At 55.9% G+C, this 20,216-nt stretch carries 19 protein-coding genes and 1 pseudogene; 15 read left to right on the top strand and 5 right to left on the bottom strand.

The genetic code is table 11. The features are described 5' to 3' along the window. Nucleotides 1-12 precede the first annotated feature (12 nt). Nucleotides 13-696 carry a TVP38/TMEM64 family protein gene (locus A3466_RS00840; RefSeq protein ID WP_063449004.1) on the bottom strand — a complete coding sequence of 228 codons (684 nt, stop codon included), beginning with the start codon at nt 694-696 and terminating at the stop codon, nt 13-15. Between the two features lie 6 nt (nt 697-702). Continuing rightward, nucleotides 703-1,509, bottom strand: coding sequence for an exodeoxyribonuclease III (gene xthA, locus A3466_RS00835; protein ID WP_063449003.1), 807 nt, complete (start codon nt 1,507-1,509; stop codon nt 703-705). A gap of 433 nt (nt 1,510-1,942) precedes the next feature. Here xthA and astC point away from each other — a divergent pair, with 433 nt between their 5' ends. From astC to ves, 7 genes are all read left to right on the top strand, one after another. Beyond that, nucleotides 1,943-3,163: a succinylornithine/acetylornithine transaminase gene (gene astC, locus A3466_RS00830; protein ID WP_063449002.1), complete on the top strand. Its 1,221-nt coding sequence runs from the start codon at nt 1,943-1,945 to the stop codon at nt 3,161-3,163. Continuing rightward, complete coding sequence (gene astA / locus A3466_RS00825; RefSeq protein WP_063449001.1) at nt 3,160-4,194, top strand: arginine N-succinyltransferase; 1,035 nt, start codon at nt 3,160-3,162, stop codon at nt 4,192-4,194. The genes astC and astA overlap by 4 nt, the downstream gene beginning before the upstream one ends. Further along, on the top strand, nt 4,191-5,678 hold the full coding sequence (gene astD, locus A3466_RS00820) for a succinylglutamate-semialdehyde dehydrogenase (protein WP_063449000.1): 1,488 nt from the start codon (nt 4,191-4,193) through the stop codon (nt 5,676-5,678). The genes astA and astD overlap by 4 nt, the downstream gene beginning before the upstream one ends. Beyond that, a complete protein-coding gene (astB, locus tag A3466_RS00815) occupies nt 5,665-6,990 on the top strand; it encodes an N-succinylarginine dihydrolase (protein ID WP_063448999.1) in 1,326 nt (441 codons plus the stop codon). Before astD ends, astB begins: the two co-directional genes overlap by 14 nt. Nucleotides 6,991-6,999: 9 nt before the next feature. Beyond that, nucleotides 7,000-7,965 carry a succinylglutamate desuccinylase gene (astE, locus tag A3466_RS00810; protein ID WP_063448998.1) on the top strand — a complete coding sequence of 322 codons (966 nt, stop codon included), beginning with the start codon at nt 7,000-7,002 and terminating at the stop codon, nt 7,963-7,965. A gap of 337 nt (nt 7,966-8,302) precedes the next feature. Next, complete coding sequence (gene spy, locus A3466_RS00805) at nt 8,303-8,797, top strand: ATP-independent periplasmic protein-refolding chaperone Spy (protein WP_063448997.1); 495 nt, start codon at nt 8,303-8,305, stop codon at nt 8,795-8,797. Nucleotides 8,798-8,963: 166 nt separating this feature from the next. Then, nucleotides 8,964-9,521 (top strand): environmental stress-induced protein Ves, encoded by a 558-nt coding sequence (gene ves, locus A3466_RS00800; protein WP_063448996.1) that lies wholly within the window; start codon nt 8,964-8,966, stop codon nt 9,519-9,521. Here the strand turns inward: ves and cho are convergent. Both cho and nadE read right to left on the bottom strand, forming a co-directional pair. Continuing rightward, nucleotides 9,499-10,377, bottom strand: coding sequence for an excinuclease Cho (gene cho / locus A3466_RS00795; RefSeq protein ID WP_063449451.1), 879 nt, complete (start codon nt 10,375-10,377; stop codon nt 9,499-9,501). The two genes, ves and cho, sit on opposite strands and share 23 nt — an antisense overlap. Before the next feature lie 147 nt (nt 10,378-10,524). After that, nucleotides 10,525-11,352, bottom strand: coding sequence for an ammonia-dependent NAD(+) synthetase (gene nadE / locus A3466_RS00790; protein ID WP_063448995.1), 828 nt, complete (start codon nt 11,350-11,352; stop codon nt 10,525-10,527). Nucleotides 11,353-11,583: 231 nt separating this feature from the next. Here nadE and osmE point away from each other — a divergent pair, with 231 nt between their 5' ends. The 7 genes and pseudogenes from osmE to chbG all read left to right on the top strand — a co-directional run bounded on the left by osmE (nt 11,584) and on the right by chbG (nt 17,424). After that, nucleotides 11,584-11,928, top strand: a complete 345-nt coding sequence (gene osmE / locus A3466_RS00785; RefSeq protein ID WP_003857836.1) for an osmotically-inducible lipoprotein OsmE — start codon at nt 11,584-11,586, stop codon at nt 11,926-11,928. A 274-nt stretch (nt 11,929-12,202) separates the two neighbouring features. Further along, a complete protein-coding gene (gene chbB, locus A3466_RS00780; protein ID WP_258004020.1) occupies nt 12,203-12,526 on the top strand; it encodes a PTS N,N'-diacetylchitobiose transporter subunit IIB in 324 nt (107 codons plus the stop codon). Between the two features lie 80 nt (nt 12,527-12,606). Further along, on the top strand, nt 12,607-13,965 hold the full coding sequence (chbC, locus tag A3466_RS00775; RefSeq protein ID WP_063448993.1) for a PTS N,N'-diacetylchitobiose transporter subunit IIC: 1,359 nt from the start codon (nt 12,607-12,609) through the stop codon (nt 13,963-13,965). A 46-nt stretch (nt 13,966-14,011) separates the two neighbouring features. Next, nucleotides 14,012-14,359: a PTS N,N'-diacetylchitobiose transporter subunit IIA gene (gene chbA, locus A3466_RS00770; RefSeq protein ID WP_063448992.1), complete on the top strand. Its 348-nt coding sequence runs from the start codon at nt 14,012-14,014 to the stop codon at nt 14,357-14,359. Nucleotides 14,360-14,370: 11 nt separating this feature from the next. Continuing rightward, nucleotides 14,371-15,207 (top strand): annotated as a pseudogene (chbR, locus tag A3466_RS00765) (transcriptional regulator ChbR); the annotation flags it as partial. A gap of 109 nt (nt 15,208-15,316) precedes the next feature. Further along, the gene (locus A3466_RS00760; protein ID WP_063448991.1) at nt 15,317-16,672 is read left to right on the top strand and encodes a 6-phospho-beta-glucosidase; all 1,356 of its coding nucleotides are present in this window, start codon (nt 15,317-15,319) and stop codon (nt 16,670-16,672) included. Nucleotides 16,673-16,683: 11 nt separating this feature from the next. After that, complete coding sequence (gene chbG, locus A3466_RS00755) at nt 16,684-17,424, top strand: chitin disaccharide deacetylase (protein WP_063448990.1); 741 nt, start codon at nt 16,684-16,686, stop codon at nt 17,422-17,424. 89 nt (nt 17,425-17,513) lie between these two features. On the opposite strand, the gene katE is transcribed toward chbG, so the two are convergent. Further along, a complete protein-coding gene (gene katE / locus A3466_RS00750; protein ID WP_063448989.1) occupies nt 17,514-19,763 on the bottom strand; it encodes a catalase HPII in 2,250 nt (749 codons plus the stop codon). Nucleotides 19,764-19,949: 186 nt separating this feature from the next. Here katE and cedA point away from each other — a divergent pair, with 186 nt between their 5' ends. Next, nucleotides 19,950-20,204 (top strand): cell division activator CedA, encoded by a 255-nt coding sequence (cedA, locus tag A3466_RS00745; RefSeq protein ID WP_074160886.1) that lies wholly within the window; start codon nt 19,950-19,952, stop codon nt 20,202-20,204. Nucleotides 20,205-20,216: the final 12 nt, after the last annotated feature.

The raw sequence follows: 20,216 nt of genomic DNA, 5'->3' as shown, positions 1-20,216 counted from the left end.
GCGCATAATGCCTCACTTTTTAATCGAAGGGATGTATCGGGAAAACAGCCGGCGCGTAGCCAGCGGTAATAACCCCAGTAGTGTAAAGGCGAACAGCAATCCCGGCGACAGAATATCGCTTAGCGAAGTGAGTTTCCCCAGTTCGCGCCCGGCGTTCAGATAGATGACGGTGGCAGGCAGCATGGCAAGCTGGCTCACCCACCAGTAGTGACGCACCTTAAGTCGGGTAAGGCCCATCAGTAGATTAACCAGAAAGAACGGAAACAACGGCATCAGGCGCAGGGCAAAAAGGTAGCGCGCGCCGTCGCGATCCATTCCCGTGTCGATCGTGTTCATCTGTGCAGCAAAGCGCCGTTGCACCCAGTCCCGCAGCAGATAACGGCTGACGAGCATGGCAAGCGTGGCGCCGAGCGTTGAGGCAAATGAGACCAAAAGCGTCGCCTCCCACAGGCTGAAAATCGCCCCGCCGAGCAGCGTCAGAAGCGCGGCCCCGGGTATTGACAGCGCGGAGACCAGAACGTAAACCGCAAAATAGAGCAGCGCGCTCTGAAGGGGCGCCTGCTCCATACGATTGACCAACGTTTGCTGGTGCATTTTTAACGCGTCGAGGGAGAGAACGCCCGGAGGAAGCAAAACAACGATCAAAACAAATGCGCCCAGAAGGGCGCACAGGAGAATGATTTTTTTGCTATTCACTGGGGATTACAGCTTGAATGTTGCCCATACCGGCGCATGGTCAGACGGCTTTTCCATGCTGCGGATATCATAGTCGATGCCGGTTTCAATGCAGCGCTCGGCGAGCGGGGCGCTTGCCAGCAGCAGATCGATTCGCAGGCCACGGTTGTCATCGAAGCCTTTCGAGCGGTAGTCAAACCACGAGAAGCGGTCCTGCGTCTGTGGGTTGGCATGACGGAAGGTATCCACCAGCCCCCAGCCGAGCAGGCGCTCCATCCACTCGCGCTCTTCCGGCAGGAAAGAGCATTTGCCAGTGCGCAGCCAGCGCTTGCGGTTCTCTTCGCCGATGCCGATATCCAGATCCGTTGGGCTGATGTTCATGTCGCCCATGATCAGCACCGGATTTTCTTTGTTGAGTTCGGTTGCCAGGTAGTTTTGCAGATCCTGATAAAACTTCGCTTTAGCCGGGAATTTGGTTTCATGATCGCGGCTTTCACCCTGCGGGAAATAGCCGTTGATGACGGTCACGTTGCCGAGTGCGGAAGGAATTTCCGCCATGATGATGCGGCGTTGCGCCTCTTCACCGTCACCCGGGAAGCCACGACGCACCGATACTGGCGTATCTTTGGTCAGCAGCGCAACGCCGTAGTGGCCCTTTTGACCGTGGTAAAAGACGTTATAGCCCAGCTTCGCTACGTCTTCGAGCGGGAACATATCGTCGTGAACTTTTGTCTCCTGCAAGCCGATCACATCTGGCTGATGTTGCTCAACAATTGCTTCAAGCTGGTGAGGGCGGGCACGCAGGCCGTTGATATTAAAAGAGACAAATTTCATAGTCGCTGCCAATGCAAGGTAAATAGTGCATGGATGGTAGCAGAATTTACGTCGTCTGTTATCCGCTTCGCCCAATTACTGCGACAGATAATGCCAACGGTGCAAATTTTGCACCATTTCGACGCGCCTTGCCCTCAAACAGGGCGTAAAGAACCGATAAATTTCGCGAGCGATCACAATTCCAGAATTATATTTGGTCTCTGCATACTCTTTCTTGTTTTCATGCGGCAAAGCGCCGCTTGATGTAAAAATATTCACTATTTATGCACCAACAGTGAATAATTTCATATTGTAACTCGTTGATATTCTGTTACCTCATCCCGTTTATGCATTTTTATCGCTGGCTGGCACGAACGCTGCAATCTACATTCACAGTGCAAACACTCAATTATTTAACATTTAAACAACCTTTTATTTACCGGATGAGGTCGCTATGTCTCTGTTAGTTACGCGTGAAAATTTCGATGAATGGATGATGCCGGTATACGCTCCGGCGGCTTTTATTCCGGTACGTGGGGAAGGTTCTCGCCTGTGGGATCAGCAGGGCAAAGAGTACATTGACTTTGCGGGTGGGATTGCGGTGAATGCGCTGGGCCACGCGAACCCGGCGCTGCGGCAGGCGCTGAACGACCAGGCGGCGAAATTCTGGCATACCGGCAACGGGTACACCAACGAACCGGCGCTGCGTCTGGCGAAGAAGCTAATCGACGCCACTTTCGCAGAAAAAGTCTTTTTCTGTAACTCCGGCGCGGAAGCGAACGAAGCGGCGCTAAAGCTGGCGCGAAAATATGCGCACGATAAATTCGGCGTGCACAAGAGCGGCATCGTCGCCTTCAAAAATGCCTTCCATGGCCGCACGCTGTTTACCGTCAGTGCAGGCGGCCAGCCCTCCTATTCTCAGGATTTTGCGCCGCTGCCGCCGGATATCCGTCACGCGGCGTATAACGATTTACACGCTGCCAGCGAGCTGATTGACGATAACACCTGTGCGGTGATCGTGGAGCCTATGCAGGGTGAAGGCGGCGTCGTGCCCGCTCAGAAAGCGTTCCTGCAAGGGCTGCGCGAGCTGTGCGATCGTCACAACGCGGTGCTGATTTTTGACGAAGTACAGACCGGCGTGGGCCGCACGGGTGAGTTGTACGCCTACATGCACTATGGCGTGACCCCGGATGTGCTCTCAACAGCCAAAGCGCTCGGCGGCGGTTTCCCGGTGGGAGCGATACTGACCACCGATACATTTGCCAGCGTGATGACCGTGGGCACCCATGGCACCACATACGGCGGTAACCCGCTGGCGACCGCTGTTGCCGGGCAGGTGCTGGATATCATCAATACCCCTGAGGTGCTTAACGGCGTGAAGCAGCGTCACCAGTGGTTTGTTGAGCGTCTGACCGCCATCAATAACCAGACCGGGCTGTTCAAAGAGATCCGCGGTCTGGGGCTGTTGATTGGCTGTGAGCTTGCCCCTGAGTTTGCCGGAAAAGCGAAGCTGATTTCACAGGAAGCGGCAAAACAGGGCGTGATGGTGCTGATTGCCGGTGCCAACGTGGTTCGGTTTGCCCCTGCGCTGATCGTCAGCGAGGAAGAGGTCAGAACCGGGTTAGATCGTTTTGCGCTGGCATGCGATCAGGTGAAGTCCGGGGTGTCATCATGATGGTTATCCGTCCCGTTGCGCACGGCGATCTCGCCGGGCTTATGCAGCTTGCCGGTAAGACAGGGGGCGGGCTGACCTCGCTGCCTGCCGATGAACAAACGCTGTCGGCGCGCATTGATCGCGCCCTGCAAACCTGGCAGGGGACGTTGCCAAAAAGCGAACAGGGCTATGTGTTCGTGCTGGAAGAGACCGACACGGGGACCGTGGCGGGGATCTGCGCCATCGAAGTGGCCGTCGGGCTTAACGATCCGTGGTACAACTACCGCGTCGGCACGATGGTCCACGCCTCGAAAGAGCTGAACGTTTACAACGCATTACCGACGCTCTTTCTCTGTAATGACCATACCGGCGCCAGCGAGCTCTGCACGCTTTTCCTCGATCCGGACTGGCGTAAGGAGGGCAACGGCTATCTGCTCTCCAAATCGCGCTTTATGTTTATGGCCGCCTTTCGCGACCGTTTCAACGAAAAAGTGGTCGCCGAAATGCGCGGCGTGATTGATGAGACGGGCTACTCGCCGTTCTGGGAGAGCCTGGGCGAACGCTTCTTCTCCATGGAGTTCAGCCGGGCGGATTACCTGTGCGGCACCGGTCAGAAGGCATTTATCGCCGAGCTGATGCCGAAGCATCCTATCTATACCCATTTCTTAACGCCGGAAGCGCAGGCGGTAATTGGTGAAGTCCATCCGCAAACCGCCCCGGCCCGCGCGGTACTGGAGAAAGAGGGATTTCGCTACCGTAACTACGTCGACATCTTCGACGGCGGCCCGACGCTGGAGTGCGACATTGACCGTGTACGCGCCATCCGTAAAAGCCGTCTGGTCGAGGTTTCGGAAGGCCAGCCTGCACCGGGCGAATGGCCGGCCTGCCTGGTCTCGAACGAGAATTACACCAACTTCCGCGCCATGCTGGTGCGAACCAACCCGGCATGCGAGCGTCTGGTGCTGACGCCTGCGCAGCTGGATGCCCTGAAATGTAACGCCGGCGATACGGTTCGCCTGGTGCGGCTCTGCCCTGAGGAGAAAACAGCATGACTCTATGGATTAACGGTGACTGGGTAACGGGCGAAGGTGAGGCGCGGATCAAAACCAATCCGGTGGGCCAGGAAGTGCTCTGGAAGGGGAACGACGCCAGCCCCGGGCAAGTTGAACAGGCCTGCCAGGCTGCTCGCCGCGCGTTTCCGGCGTGGGCGAAACGGCCATTCTCCGAGCGTCAGGCGTTGGTTGAGAAATTTGCCGGATTGCTGGAGGCGAACAAGGCCGAACTGACGCGCATCATCGCGTCCGAAACCAGCAAACCGCGCTGGGAAGCGGCAACCGAAGTCACGGCGATGATCAACAAAATCGGTATATCGGTGAAGGCGTACCACGCCCGCACCGGCGAGCAGCATACCGATATGCCGGACGGCGCCGCCACGCTGCGCCACCGTCCACACGGCGTGCTGGCGGTGTTCGGCCCGTATAACTTCCCCGGTCATCTGCCGAACGGGCATATCGTACCCGCGCTGCTGGCGGGGAATACCGTCATCTTCAAGCCAAGCGAGCTCACGCCGTTAACCGGCGAGGCGGTGGTGAAGCTGTGGGAGCAGGCCGGGCTGCCGCCGGGCGTGCTGAATCTGGTGCAGGGCGGGCGTGAAACCGGTCAGGCGCTGAGCGCGCTGAGCGACATTGACGGCCTGCTGTTCACCGGCAGTGCCGGAACGGGCTATCAGCTGCATCGCCAGCTGGCGGGGCAGCCGGAAAAAATTCTGGCGCTGGAGATGGGCGGCAATAACCCGCTGATTGTGGAAGATCCGGATGATATCGACGCCGCGGTCCACCTGACCATTCAGTCGGCATTCATTACCGCCGGGCAGCGCTGCACCTGCGCCCGGCGTCTGCTGGTGAAACGCGGCCCGCAGGGCGACGCGTTCCTGAAGCGCCTGGTGGACGTGAGCGCGCGTCTGACCCCCGCGCAGTGGGATGCCGAGCCGCAGCCGTTTATCGGCGGACTGATTTCCGAGCAGGCCGCGCAGAATGTGCTGAAAGCCTGGCAGGAGCATGTGACGCGCGGGGCGAAAACCCTGCTGGAGCCGAAACAGGTCGCACCGGGCACCTCGTTACTGACGCCCGGCATTATTGAGATGAGCGGTGTTGACCCTGTGCCGGATGAAGAGGTCTTTGGCCCGCTGCTGTGCGTCTGGCGCTATGACGATTTTGATGCGGCGATCGCGATGGCCAACAATACCCGCTACGGCCTGTCGAGCGGCCTGATATCGCCGCATCGCGAAAAATTCGACCAGCTGCTGCTGGAAGCGCGCGCCGGGATCGTGAACTGGAACAAACCGCTGACCGGCGCGGCGAGCACGGCGCCGTTCGGTGGCGTGGGGGCGTCGGGCAACCATCGCGCCAGCGCCTGGTATGCCGCCGATTACTGCGCGTGGCCGATGGCAAGCCTGGAAACCCCGGCGCTGACGCTGCCGGAATCGCTGAATCCTGGGCTGGATTTTACAGAGGGTGATACCCATGAAAGCGCGTGAGGTTAACTTTGACGGGCTGGTGGGGCTGACGCACCACTATGCCGGGCTGTCGTTCGGCAATGAAGCCTCGACGAAGCACCGCTTCCAGGTCTCGAACCCGAAACTGGCGGCGAAGCAGGGGTTGCTTAAAATGAAGGCGCTGTCCGATGCCGGTTTCCCGCAGGCGGTGATCCCGCCGCAGGAGCGTCCGAACGTGGCCGTGCTGCGCCAGCTGGGCTTCAGCGGCACGGATGAGGAGGTAGTGGAAAAAGCCGGTACGCAGACGCCACAGCTGCTTTCTGCGGCCAGTTCAGCCTCTTCGATGTGGGTGGCGAATGCTGCCACCGTCGCGCCGTCGGCGGATACGCTGGACGGCAAAGTGCATCTGACCGTTGCTAACCTGAACAATAAATTCCACCGCGCCAGCGAAGCGGAGACCACCGGGCGTGTGCTGTGCGCCATTTTTAATCATGAGGCGCATTTCGAGATCCATCAGGCGCTGCCGCAGGTCGCGATGTTTGGCGACGAAGGGGCGGCAAACCACAACCGTCTGGGCGGCGACTATGGCGATCCGGGCTTGCAGCTGTTTATCTACGGACGAGAAGAGGGCGGCCACGCCGCGCCGGTTCGTTATCCGGCGAGACAAACCTTGGCCGCGAGTCAGGCGGTGGCGCGGCTGAACCAGGTGAATCCTTCTCAGGTGATTTTTGCCCAGCAAAATCCGCAGGTAATCGACCAGGGCGTGTTTCATAACGACGTGATTGCCGTTTCGAACCGCCAGGTGCTGTTTTGCCACGAGCAGGCGTTTGCCCATCAGGAAAAGCTGCTGGCTACGCTGCGTGAACGTGTGCCGGGATTTATGCCGATTCAGGTGCCCACGGAGGCGGTAAGCGTTCAGGATGCCGTCGAAACCTACCTCTTCAACAGCCAGCTGTTGAGCCGGGAAGACGGCAGCATGATGCTGGTACTGCCCCAGGAGTCCCGCAATCATCAGGGCGTGTGGCGCTATCTCAGCGAGCTGGTGCAGGCGGATAACCCGATTGATGAACTCCGCGTATTCGATCTGCGGGAAAGTATGGCCAACGGCGGGGGACCGGCGTGCCTGCGCCTTCGCGTGGTACTCACGCCGGAGGAGATGCAGGCGGTGAATCCGGCAGTGATGATGAACGACACCCTGTTCAATACCCTCAACGACTGGGTGGATCGCTACTATCGCGACCGTCTGGTTCAGGCCGATCTGGTTGATCCGCAGCTGCTGCGCGAAGGCCGCGAGGCGCTGGATGCCCTGTCGACCATCCTGCAACTGGGTTCGGTTTATCCGTTCCAGCGCTAAGGAGACGATATGGAAAACTTACTGGCGCTGACGCTGGCTGGAAAGACACCAGAGCGGCACGAGGGGGAAGGCCCCTCATTCCACTGGCGATGGCTGGGACCGGGCGTGCTTGAGCTGACGCCGTTGGAGGAATATGACCTGTCGCTGCTGCTCTCCACCGGCATTCACGGAAACGAAACCGCGCCCGTGGAGATTGTCGATCTGTTGCTGCGCGCGCTCTGTCGCAAGGAGATCACGCTGCACTGCCGTCTGCTGGTGGTGCTGGGAAATCCGCCTGCGCTGGCGCAAAACAAACGGTATCTCGTGAGCGACCTCAACCGCATGTTTGGGGGGCGCTGGACGCAATTTCCAGAGAGCGATGAAACGACGCGCGCGCAATGGCTGGAGGAGGTGGTAACGACGTTTTTTGCCGGGGCGGGGGCAACGCGCTGGCACCTCGATCTGCATACGGCCATTCGCGCCTCGTATCACGTGCGTTTTGGCGTTTTACCGCAGCGAAACCAGCCCTGGGATGAAGCGTTTCTGGACTGGCTTGGCGATGCCGGGCTGGAGGCGCTGGTTTTCCACCAGACGCCGGGCGGCACGTTTACCCATTTCACCTGCGAGAGTTTTGGCGCGCTTTCCTGCACCCTGGAGCTGGGAAAAGCGCTGCCGTTCGGTCAAAACGACCTTACCCGTTTTGCCCCTACGCATCAGGCGCTGCGGGCGTTGCTCGCAGGGGTTGCCCCGGAACACGTCTGTGAACCCGTCGTGCGCTATCGGGTCGTGCAGCAGATCACGCGCCGCAGCGAGGCTTTCCATCTTCATATGGCGCCCCATACGCTGAACTTTACGCCGTTTCGACAGGGAGTCCTGCTGGCGGAAGATGGTGAGACTCGCTATGCGGTACAACACGCCACGGAATATGTTTTATTCCCTAATCCGTCGGTCGCATTTGGTTTACGGGCCGGCTTGATGCTGGAAAAAATGTCCTGATCGTTTCCCCTCGCGTAGACCGGAGGGGAAGTGAAGAATAAATTTCTTAGCGATAAAAGCGCTCTTGTATAGTTTGCGGAATTTTCCTGGAGTATTGCTTTATTATTAAACGGCACTTCGTTATACTTCTCCATAATCTCTTTAAAATCATCCTTTTGAATATTTCTGTTTCATCTCTCCACGCTTTTTCCTTAATTTCTCCATAATTGGCGAAAACGTGTTTTTTATACTTTCATTGTTTTACCGTTGCTCTGACTAATTGACGATAAACCCCGTAAAGTTAATCTCGTCAACACGGCATAGCGCCGAAGAATAACTGAAAGTAAGGAAAGACATTATGCGTAAATTAACTGCACTGTTTGTTGCCTCTACCCTGGCTCTGGGCGCTACCAGCATGGCGTTCGCCGCAGATACCGCGACCACTACCGCCGCGCCGGCTGAAGGCAAAATGATGATGCATCATAAAGGCAAGCCGGGTATGCATCATGAGATGATGATGTTTAAAGACCTGAACCTGACCGACGCGCAGAAGCAGCAGATCCGCGACATCAGAAAAAGCCAGCGTGACCAGATGAAGCGTCCTCCGCTGGAAGAGCGCCGCGCGATGCATGACATCATTGCCAGCGACAGCTTCGATAAAGCAAAAGCAGAAGCGCAGATCGATAAAATGGCCGAGCAGCATAAAGCGCGCATGCTGGCCCACATGGAAACCCAGAACAAGATTTACAACATTCTGACGCCGGAACAGAAAAAGCAGTTTAATACCAATTTTGAGAAGCGTCTGACAGAACGTGCAGCGCCGGAAGGTAAAATGCCTGCACCAGCCGAATAATCGGCTCACTCTCTTAAGACCGCCGGGCTCCTGTCTACAAAAGCGAAAACGCTGTGGACAGGACCGGCGGTTTTTCTTTTGCCCCATGCCTAAGGTCTGGCCTTACCGCTGCCGATAATACGTCTGTGAAATGCCCTGGCGCACGGTGCGTCCTTCAGGAGTGGTAATGGAATTCTTTGATATCCGTAAAATGCCCGTCAGTCTCTGGCGTAACGGCGCGGGTGAGACGCGTGAGATTTGCTGTTTCCCTCCCGCGACGCGGGATTTTTCCTGGCGGGCCAGCATTGCCTCCATCGCCAGTGACGGCGAATTCTCCGCTTTTCCGGGCGTTGACCGGGTGATAACGCTGCTGGAAGGCGGCGTGGTGACGCTGGATGCGGGCAGGGCGTTTTGCCATACTCTGAAACACCATCAGCCTTACGGCTTTGCGGGCGATCTGACGGTAAAAGCCGTGCTTACGGAGGGGCAGATGTCGATGGATTTCAACGTCATGACCCGACGGGAGCACTGCCAGGCAAAGGTGCGCGTTGCTACCCGAACGTTCACCACCTTCGCGTCACGCGGTGGGGTGGCGTTCGTGTTAAGCGGGGCCTGGCAACTGGGCAACAAGTTACTGACCGCCGATCAGGGCGCCAGCTGGGAAGCGGGCACCCATACCCTCCGATTACTGGAAACAAAAGGTGCGCTGCTGTTCAGTGAAATTACCTGGCTGCCGGGTCAGTGAGCGCGATGATCTCATATTTTCCGGTTAACAGTGGCTTACAGAGAATCTTGTATCCGTCCTGATCGAACCCGGCCGGGGTGCGCAGCAGGGCGGTGGCGTCATCCAGGCTATCGACGGCGCCAAGCCAGAGCCAGTTGCGAATAATGTGATAATGCGTCATACCCTCGCGGGTTTCTTTCAACGCCACCGCGCCTTCCCACGGCCAGCAGTTAACGCTGATAGAGGCCAGGCCCGCCATAAACCGGGCGTGATGCTCTTCAACGCTCTCTCTTCCACAGCACGCCCCGGCGCAGCGTTTCAGCGCGGAACGGAAACAGGCGCGGCCGCGGGTGGTGGCCTCCAGCCCCAGCAGGCCGTAGCAAAGCTGTAATTCATCAGCCAGGGATTGCAGGGTTTGCAGGGCGGCACGTTTGTTGGCGAACAGGCCGTAAAGATTCGGTTCATGTGAAAAATCCACTTCGCGGGCATACACCACCTGCGGTTTTCCCGCTTTGATCTGCAAGGAACACAGCTGGCGGTTGCGGCGCAGGCGTTTGTTAAACAGCGGCTGCTGTTCCTTGATGAGCCTGGCTTCGAGCAGAAGAGCGCCCAGTTCGCCTGCCGTCTCGATCCAGGTGATCCGCCGGGACTGCCTGAGCATTGACGCCTCGTCTGGGGTACGGAGGTGCGACATCACCCGGCTGCGGATATTCACGCTTTTGCCGATATAGAGCGGCATGGTGTCGCTGTCGCCGTGGAAGAAATAGACGCCAGGCTGTTTAGGCAATGCCTCAAGCCAGGGGCGAAGATGCTCGGGATATTCGTAGATAGCCGCCGCTTCAAACTCAAGACGCGGGGCGGATTGACGCCTGCTCACATACTGCTCCATATACTGTTCAGGTATACAGTGTAGCAGGTGTTTGGTGGTTAAAAAAGAGCCGGGTGGCGGCTACGCCTCACCCGGCCTGCAACAGCGCGGAACCGTAGGCCCAGCAAGCGAAGCGCCGCTGGGCAAAAATAGTGGCTATTTCTTCCAGAAGTCGTCAAACACCGTGATTGGTGGACGGCGCTTGTGCTCGGTTTTCAGATACCAGCCTTCGATAATTTTCGCAGTCCCTTCGTCGAGCGTTTTGCCTTCGAGATAATCATCGATGTTGTCATAACTCACGCCCAGCGCCGCTTCATCCGGCAGGGAAGGACGATCGTCCTCGAGGTCTGCCGTTGGCGCTTTCTTATAAAGGTGTTCCGGGCAGCCCAGCGCCGCCAGCAGCTGCTTGCCCTGACGCTTGTTCAGGCGGAAGAGCGGATTGATATCCGTGCCGCCATCGCCGTATTTGGTGAAGAAGCCGGTAATGGCTTCCGCGGCATGGTCCGTGCCGACGACCACCCCTTTGGTCATGCCTGCAATACTGTACTGGGCCTTCATGCGCTCGCGGGCTTTCTCGTTGCCGCGAACAAAATCGCTCAGTTCAATGCCGGCTTCACGCAGGGCCTGCTCGCTTGCCAGCACCGATCCTTTGATGTTCACGGTAAGCACGCGGTCCGGCTGGATAAAGGCGATAGCATCCTGACAATCCTGCTCGTCGGCCTGCACGCCATACGGCAGACGTACGGCAATAAATTGCAGCGCGGCGTCACCGGTCTCGTCACGCAGCTCGGAGATGGCCATCTGGCTCAGCTTACCGGCCAGCGTGGAATCCTGACCGCCGCTGATACCCAGCACCAGCGTCTTCAGGAAAGGGTGTGCAGACAGGTAAGCTTTCAAAAAATCAACGCTACGACGGATCTCTTCATTGGCATCAATCGCAGGTTTCGCGCCCAGCGCCTGGATAATTTCTTGTTGCAGAGCCATTACGCCCTCCCTATGCAGAACCAAACAGAATGTACGATCTGTTAAAACTAACCCTTTGTCGGGAAAACGACAAGGATCACAGTTTTGAGTGTACTGTTTTACAGCGATTTAGCAGCTTATCGTTGTTTTATTAGAATTTTCCGAAATTCGTCTGGCGTAACTCGCAAAGTTGAACAATAGTAATTTTTATCCCATGCTTAGTTAACACGCTGATAAACAAGAGGACGGAATATGAACAAGAACGTAGCAGGAATTTTAAGCGCAGCGGCGGTACTGACTATGCTGGCAGGGTGTACAGCTTACGATCGCACTAAAGATCAGTTCACACAGCCAGTAGTTAAAGACGTCAAAAAAGGGATGACGCGTTCCCAGGTTGCGGCCATTGCCGGTAAACCTTCTTCTGAGGTCACCATGATCCACGCGCGTGGTACCTGCCAGACCTATATTCTGGGTCAACGCGATGGTAAGGCAGAGACCTACTTTGTCGCCCTGGATGATACGGGTCACGTAATCAATTCTGGTTATCAGACCTGTGCTGAATACGACACCGACCCGCAGGCACCTAAAGCACAGTAAGCGTACTTGCCCGCGAGCGAATGAAACCGGCCTGAAGGCCGGTTTTTTTATGCATACGTAAATCTTATTTCTTGTCGCGAATTATTTGCCTGAAATGTGAAGGTAGTCAACAAGCCAGGTCAATGAGAGACAATTTTAGTCTGTCCAGAATTATCCCCTCCCTGTACCATTGCGTATACTCACTTCAACAACAAACAATGTTCAGCACACTGCCCGTCAGCCAGGATAGCGAGTCGAGTGATAGCGCGACGGCGGACAGACCAATAAGAGGGAAATTATCATGGAAAAGAAACATATCTACCTGTTTTGCTCTGCGGGCATGTCAACGTCGCTGCTGGTTTCCAAAATGCGCGCGCAGGCCGAAAAATATGAAGTCCCTGTGGTGATTGAAGCGTTTCCGGAAACGCTGGCGGGCGAAAAGGGCCAGGCGGCAGACGTTATTTTACTGGGGCCGCAAATCGCTTATATGTTGCCCGAAATTCAACGTTTACTCCCTAATAAGCCGGTTGAAGTGATCGACTCCGGTCTGTACGGCAAGATTGATGGTTTAGGTGTATTAAAAGCTGCTGTTGCGGCGATTAAAAAAGCTGCTAATTAATTTTTTATTTTTCCCGTCAAAGAGTTATTTCACACACAATACGCCGTAACGGTTGTTGCGGCATTTAAGGGTATTTTCCTATGAGTAAAGTCATCGCTTCACTTGAAAAGGTACTCCTTCCTTTTGCTGTTAAAATAGGAAAGCAGCCTCACGTTAATGCCATTAAAAACGGCTTTATTAAATTAATGCCGTTGACGTTAGCCGGGGCAATGTTCGTTTTAATTAACAACGTTTTTCTGAGCTTTGGTGAAGGTTCCTTTTTTTATTCATTAGGAATTAGGTTAGATGCTTCAACTATTGAAACCCTTAATGGTTTAAAAGCCATTGGCGGCAACGTATACAACGGTACGTTGGGTATTATGTCGCTAATGGCGCCTTTCTTTATCGGTATGGCGCTGGCGGAAGAGCGTAAAGTGGATCCGCTGGCGGCGGGCTTACTGTCTATAGCCGCGTTTATGACCGTCACGCCGTACAGCGTGGGCGACGCTTATGCCGTAGGCGCCAACTGGCTGGGTGGGGCAAACATCATTTCCGGTATTATTATCGGGCTGGTGGTGGCCGAAATGTTCACCTTTATTATTCGCCGCAACTGGGTTATCCGCTTGCCGGATAGCGTTCCGGCCTCCGTTTCTCGTTCATTTTCCGCGTTGATTCCGGGCTTTATCATTCTCTCTATCATGGGGATTATTGCCTGGGCGCTCTCTCACTGGGGGACTAACTTCCACCAGATCATTATGGACTCTATCTCAACGCCGCTGGCGTCGATGGGTAGCGTGGTCGGTTGGGCGTACGTCATCTTTACCTCCCTGCTGTGGTTCTTCGGCGTGCATGGTTCACTGGCACTGGCGGCGCTGGACAGCGGTATTATGACCCCGTGGGCACTGGAAAACGTCGCGCTTTACCAGCAGTACGGCTCCGTCGATGCGGCGCTGGCGGCCGGTAAAACCTTCCATGTGTGGGCGAAGCCGATGCTCGACTCCTACATTTTCCTGGGCGGTACCGGGGCGACGCTGGGTCTGATCATCGCGGTCTTTATTGTCTCTCGCCGCGCTGACCATCGTCAGGTTGCAAAGCTGGCCCTGCCGTCAGGCATCTTCCAGATTAACGAGCCGATCCTGTTTGGTCTGCCGATTATCATGAACCCGGTGATGTTCATTCCCTTCATCCTGGTTCAGCCGCTGCTGGCCGCGATTACGCTGACGGCGTACTACCTGGGCATTATCCCGCCGGTGACCAACATTGCACCGTGGACGATGCCGGCCGGTCTGGGCGCGTTCTTTAACACTAACGGTAGCGTAGCTGCCTTCCTGCTGGCGCTGTTCAACCTCGGGATTGCAACCCTGCTCTACATGCCGTTCGTGGCGATTGCGAACAAAGCCGCAACGGTAATCGATGAAGAAGAGAGCGAAGAGGATATCGCCCTCGCACTGAAATTCTAAAATTGCACGGCGCGGGGCAACCCGCGCCAGCGTAAAGGAGCTGAAGATGTTAGATTTAGACAGTATCGTCGCAGAAGAAACCGCAGAGAACGATCTGGAAGAGGTGGTGATGGGTCTTATCATCAACTCCGGGCAGGCACGCAGCCTGGCGTATGCGGCGCTTAAGCAGGCTAAGCAGGGCGATTTCGTTGCCGCGAAAACCATGATGGAGCAGTCCCGCACGGCGTTAAACGAAGCGCATCTGGTGCAGACGAAGCTCATCGAAAGCGATCAGGGTGAAGGGAAGATGAAGGTGAGCCTGGTGCTGGTACATGCTCAGGATCACCTGATGACCTCCATGCTGGCGCGCGAGCTGGTAGCGGAGCTCATTGAGCTTCACGAGAAGATGCAGTAAGTCAGTTCAGGCAGCAGGAGGTCAGCACGATGGAAATCAAAACCGCACATGAGCAGCAGCTGTTTAACGGCAAGAATTTTCACGTGGTGATATACAACAAGACGGAGAGCGCCAGCGGTCTGCACCAGCACGACTACTACGAGTTCACGATTGTTCTGACCGGCCGCTATTATCAGGAGATCAACGGTAAGCGCGTCCTGCTTGAGCGCGGTGATTTCGTCTTTTTGCCGATGGGATCTTATCACCAGAGCTTTTATGAGTTTGGTGCGACGCGCATTCTGAACGTAGGGGTGAGCAGGCGTTTCTTCGAGAAGCACTATCTGCCGTTGGTTCCGTTCTGCTTTGTGGCGTCACAGGTGTATCGCGTCAAAAATGAGTTTATGACCTGGATTGAAACGGTTATTGCCTCGCTGAATTTCCGCGACAATGAATTTGATGAATTTATTGAAACCGTGACGTTCTACGTGATGAATCGCCTTCGCCATCACCGTGAAGAACAGCAGGTGGTGGACGATATTCCCCAGTGGCTGCGCAGTACCGTGGAGCTAATGCACGACAAAGGGCAGTTCAGCGATAACGCGCTGGAAAACATGGTCGCGCTGTCGGGTAAATCGCAGGAATATTTAACGCGCGCCACGCAGCGCTATTACCGTAAAACGCCTGTGCAAATTATTAATGAAATCCGCATTAATTTTGCCAAAAAGCAGCTGGAAATAACTAACTACTCTGTCACCGATATCGCTTACGAATCCGGTTACAGCAGCCCCAGCCTGTTTATTAAAACCTTTAAGAAACTGACTTCATTTACACCGAACAGTTACCGCAAAAATTTAACGGTAATTAATTAACTTTCTGCGGTATATCCGCCAGGAATGTTGACGTAATGGCTTGCCCAAATAGCGGGAAGAGTACGCTATACCTTGCAGGCGATTAACCTGATACGCTAAGGGAGAGATTATGCAAAAAAAATTAAAAGTCGTAACCATTGGTGGCGGCAGCAGCTATACCCCGGAATTACTTGAAGGTTTCCTGAAACGTTATCATGAATTACCGGTCAGCGAATTATGGCTGGTGGATGTTGAAGAAGGTCAGGAGAAGCTGAATATTATTTTTGAGCTGTGCCAACGCATGGTTGAAAAGGCGGGCGTACCCTTAACCGTGCACAAAACGCTGGATCGCCGCCTGGCGCTGAAAGATGCTGACTTCGTGACCACGCAGCTGCGCGTCGGCCAGCTGAAAGCGCGTGAGCTGGACGAGCGTATTCCGCTGAGCCACGGTTATCTGGGTCAGGAAACCAACGGGGCAGGCGGCCTGTTTAAAGGTCTGCGTACCATTCCGGTTATTTTTGACATCATCAAAGACGTGGAAGAGATCTGCCCGAACGCGTGGGTGATTAACTTTACCAACCCGGCTGGAATGGTCACCGAGGCGGTTTATCGCCACACCGGTTTCAAACGCTTTATTGGCGTCTGCAATATTCCGATTGGCATGAAGATGTTCATCCGCGATGTGCTGGCACTGAACGATAACGACGAACTGTCCATTGATCTGTTCGGCCTGAATCACATGGTCTTTATCAAAGATGTGATCGTGAACGGGCAATCGCGCTTTGCAGTACTGCTCGATGGCGTCGCCTCTGGCCGCCTGACCGCGGCCTCGGTGAAAAACATCTTCGACCTGCCGTTCAGCGAAGGGCTGATCCGCTCCCTGAACCTGCTGCCGTGCTCGTATCTGCTCTACTACTTCAAGCAGAAAGAGATGCTGGCGATCGAAATGGGCGAATACTACAAAGGCGGCGCGCGCGCCCAGGTTGTGCAGAAAGTAGAGAAGCAGCTGTTTGATTTGTACAAAGATCCGAACCTGAACGTGAAGCCGAAAGAGCTGGAGCAGCGCGGCGGGGCATACTATTCGGATGCCGCGTGTGAAGTGATCAACGCCATTTACAATGACAAGCAGGCCGAGCACTATGTGAACGTTCCGCATCATGGGCACATCGACAATATCCCGGCAGACTGGGCCGTTGAGATGACCTGCATCCTTGGACGCGACGGCGCAAAACCGCATCCCCGCATTACCCACTTCGACGATAAAGTGATGGGCCTTATTCACACCATCAAGGGCTTTGAAGTCGCGGCGAGCAATGCGGCCCTGAGCGGCGAGCTGAATGACGTGCTGCTGGCGCTGAACCTCAGCCCGCTGGTGCATTCTGACCGTGACGCTGAAAAACTCGCGAGCGAGATGATCCTGGCGCATGAAAAATGGCTGCCAAACTTTGCTGCAACGGTTGAGAAACTGAAGCTCACACACCGTTAAGAGGAGGTGCGATGGAAAACCTGCTGATCGTCAATGCCGATGATTTTGGCCTGTCAAAAGGGCAGAACTACGGCATTATCGAAGCCTGTCGCCGGGGCGTCGTAACCTCTACCACTGCGCTCATCAACGGTGAGGCGGTGGAACATGCGGCGCAGCTAAGCCGTGAGGTGCCCGAACTGGGCGTCGGCTTGCACTTTGTGCTGACGCTTGGGCAGCCCCTTTCACCGATGCCGGGGCTGACGCGCGACGGGCAGCTGGGTAAATGGATTTGGGAAATGGTGGAACAGGACGCTCTGCCGCTCGATGAGATTGCCCGCGAGCTGGATTGCCAGTTTAACCGCTTTGTGGATGTGTTTGGTCGTGAACCCACCCATATTGATAGTCACCATCATGTGCATATGATCCCGGCGATTTTCCCGCTTGTGGCAGAGTTTGCCCAACGTAAAGGCGTGGCGATGCGCCTGGATCGGGAGGTGCGCGGATTACCGGACGTCGCGGTGACGTCAACGGAGGGGTTCAGCAGCGCATTTTACGGCGACGAGATCAGCGAAGCGCTGTTCCTTAAGGTGCTGGATGATTCCGCCGTGCGGTCGCTGGAGATCATGGCGCATCCTGCCTTTATCGATAACACCGTGCGTAAGAGCGCCTACTGCTGGCCGCGTCTGGCGGAGCTGGACGTGCTGACGTCGGCGTCGCTGAAGTATGCGATTGCCGAGCGCGGGTATCGTCTGGGGACGTTCAGGGATCTTTGAGTTAAAGCCCGGTGGCGGCTTCGCCTTACCGGGCCTACAAAAGCAATCGAAATGTAGGCCGGGTAAGCGCAGCGCCACCCGGCTTTTTTTTACGCCGGTATCTGGTCGGTCTTGCTGCTGCGCGACCACACGCGGTGCGCGGCGAGCAGGTCAAACAGCCGGGTCATAAACGCATCGTCAACGTTATCACCTTCGACAATGCCTTCTTCCCCTTGATCCGGTACCTTCAGCAGAGATTTAAACTTCCGCGCATCGCCTGCCAGGGCGATTGGCTTCAGGTGCTTATAGGCTTCCAGCAGATAATAGGCGGCATCACCGTTGCCGAGCAGACTCTCAACGTCGCCGCACGGCATAATCACCGCGTCAACCGTCAGCGACGGTGCCCCGGCGAAGGTCGCGGCAATCGGCAGGACGGAGCCATCGTCGGCCGTCACTTCACCCATGCGTGAGTAAAGCAGTTTGGCATGTACGCCCTGGGTTTTGAGCGCCCGCATGATCCCCAGCACGTCGCTGGCGCGCGGTTTATCGTTCAGCAGGATAGCCACCACGCGGCCTTTAATCGATCCGCCAGGTACCGCGTACAGGCTCAGGGACGGATCCTTCTTCAGTCCGTTTACGTCTTTTGGCGGTGCGGCATGGCATTGCTCATCGGTGAGCGTAATGCCGAGGTTATTCGCCACGCCCTGCGCAAGCTGGATATCGATATGTGCCAGATGGTCGACCACGCGCTCGCGAATGTAGGTGCGCACCACTTTACTCAGCTCAAAGCTGAAGCCGCCGATAATGTGCTGCTGTTCGATCGGGGTCTGGCTGTTCCAGAACAGGCGAGGCTGGGCGTAATACTCGCCGAAGGACGGGCTGCGTTCGCGAATTTTTGTTCCGTCCACGCGCTCCTGGTACGACTCAAATCCGCCACGTTTTGGTCCCGGCGGCGTTTCACGCGGCCAGTTATCGTTAATGGAGTTCGGCTCGTAGTTCGCCGGGTTGGTGTCGATATCCTGACGATGCATCCCGTCACGCTGGAAGTTATGGTAAGGGCAGGTAGGACGGTTGATCGGAATTTCGTGGAAGTTTGGTCCGCCGAGACGGCTGATCTGCGTATCGGTATAAGAGAACAGACGGCCCTGGAGCAGCGGATCGTTGGTGAAATCCAGCCCCGGCACAATATGGCCCGGGTGGAACGCGGCCTGCTCATTCTCCGCAAAGAAGTTATCCGGGTTACGGTTAAGCACCATTTTGCCCACCAGCTGAACCGGCACCAGCTCTTCAGGAATTAGCTTGGTTGGGTCAAGCAGGTCGAAGTCGTATTTAAACTCGTCCTCTTCCGGGATCAGCTGTAACCCCAGCTCGTATTCCGGGAAATCTCCGGCTTCAATGGATTCCCACAGTTCGCGACGGTGGAAGTCCGGATCGCGTCCGGTGAGCTTCTGCGCTTCATCCCACACCAGCGACGCTTTCCCCGCGACCGGTTTCCAGTGGAAGCGCACAAACGTTGCTTTGCCTTCGGCGTTAATAAGACGGAAGGTGTGAATACCAAACCCTTCCATGGTGCGATAGCTGCGCGGGATCCCCCGGTCAGACATCGCCCACATCACGTTGTGCAGCGTTTCCGGTTGCAGGGAGACGTAGTCCCAGAAGGTATCGTGCGCACTTTGTCCCTGCGGTATGGCCCAGTGTGGCTCCGGTTTTACCGCATGGACAAAGTCAGGAAACTTATGCGCATCCTGAATGAAGAACACCGGGGTGTTGTTACCGACCAGGTCGAAAATACCCTCTTCGGTATAGAATTTAGTAGCGAAGCCGCGGATATCACGCACCGTGTCAGCCGAGCCAGCGCCGCCCTGTACGGTAGAGAAGCGTACAAATACCGGTGTGATTTTGTTCGGGTCGGAAAGGAAATCCGCTTTCGTGATCTCCGTCAGGCTCTTGTACGGCTGGAAATAACCGTGCGCCGCGGAGCCGCGGGCGTGGACGATACGTTCAGGAATACGCTCGTGGTCGAAATGGGTGATTTTTTCGCGCAGGATGAAATCTTCCAGCAGCGTCGGGCCGCGCGTTCCGGCGCGCAGGGAGTTCTGGTCATCGGCAATGCGAACGCCCTGGTTCGTGGTCAGCGCATGGCCTTCACCGCCCTTGCGGTGAGGATCGAGCGATTTAAGCTTTTCGTTTTCCGTTTCCGGGGCTTTCATGCTGCCCGGGGCGGTAGGTTGTTCACCCGGTGCGGAAGGACCCGGTGAAGGTTTGTGTGAGCCGTCGGCGGGGGCAAGTGAGTCCATTCCCGGTTGAGATTCTTCAGTGCCATGAATAGGTGACTGATGTGGTTTATCATTGTTCGACATTGCACGCTTCTCCTTTGTTCATTCCTAAAAACCCTATTAAGGATAGAACAATGTTAAGAATTAGCAGGCGAACTAAGCGTTTTCAGATATTGATTAGCGAATGGAGCCCTCTGCCATACGTCAGGCGCGACGGGCGGGGGGAGAATCGGCTATGATAGAAATTTCCTGCTTTAAGAATTTGCTTTAGTGAATCCGTCGCTTATGAAACCTCTTCGTCAACAAAACCGCCAGGTTATTAGCTATGTACCCCGCGTTGAGCCCGCGCCGCCAGACCATGCCCTGAAGGTGGATGGTTTTCGCGATGTCTGGATGCTGCGGGGGAAATACGTTGCCTTCGTGCTGATTGGCGAGCACTTCCGTCGCTCCCCTGCGTTTACGGTGCCGGAATCGGCACAGCGATGGGCGATGCAGATGCGCCAGGATGAAGAGGTTGAAGAATAACAGCCATAAAAA

The sequence above is a fragment of the Enterobacter genomosp. S genome, from assembly GCF_001631805.1.
GTDB lineage: Bacteria > Pseudomonadota > Gammaproteobacteria > Enterobacterales > Enterobacteriaceae > Enterobacter > Enterobacter quasihormaechei.
Note: the sequence above shows the minus strand (reverse complement) of the source record. Positions and strands in the feature narration are given on the sequence as shown.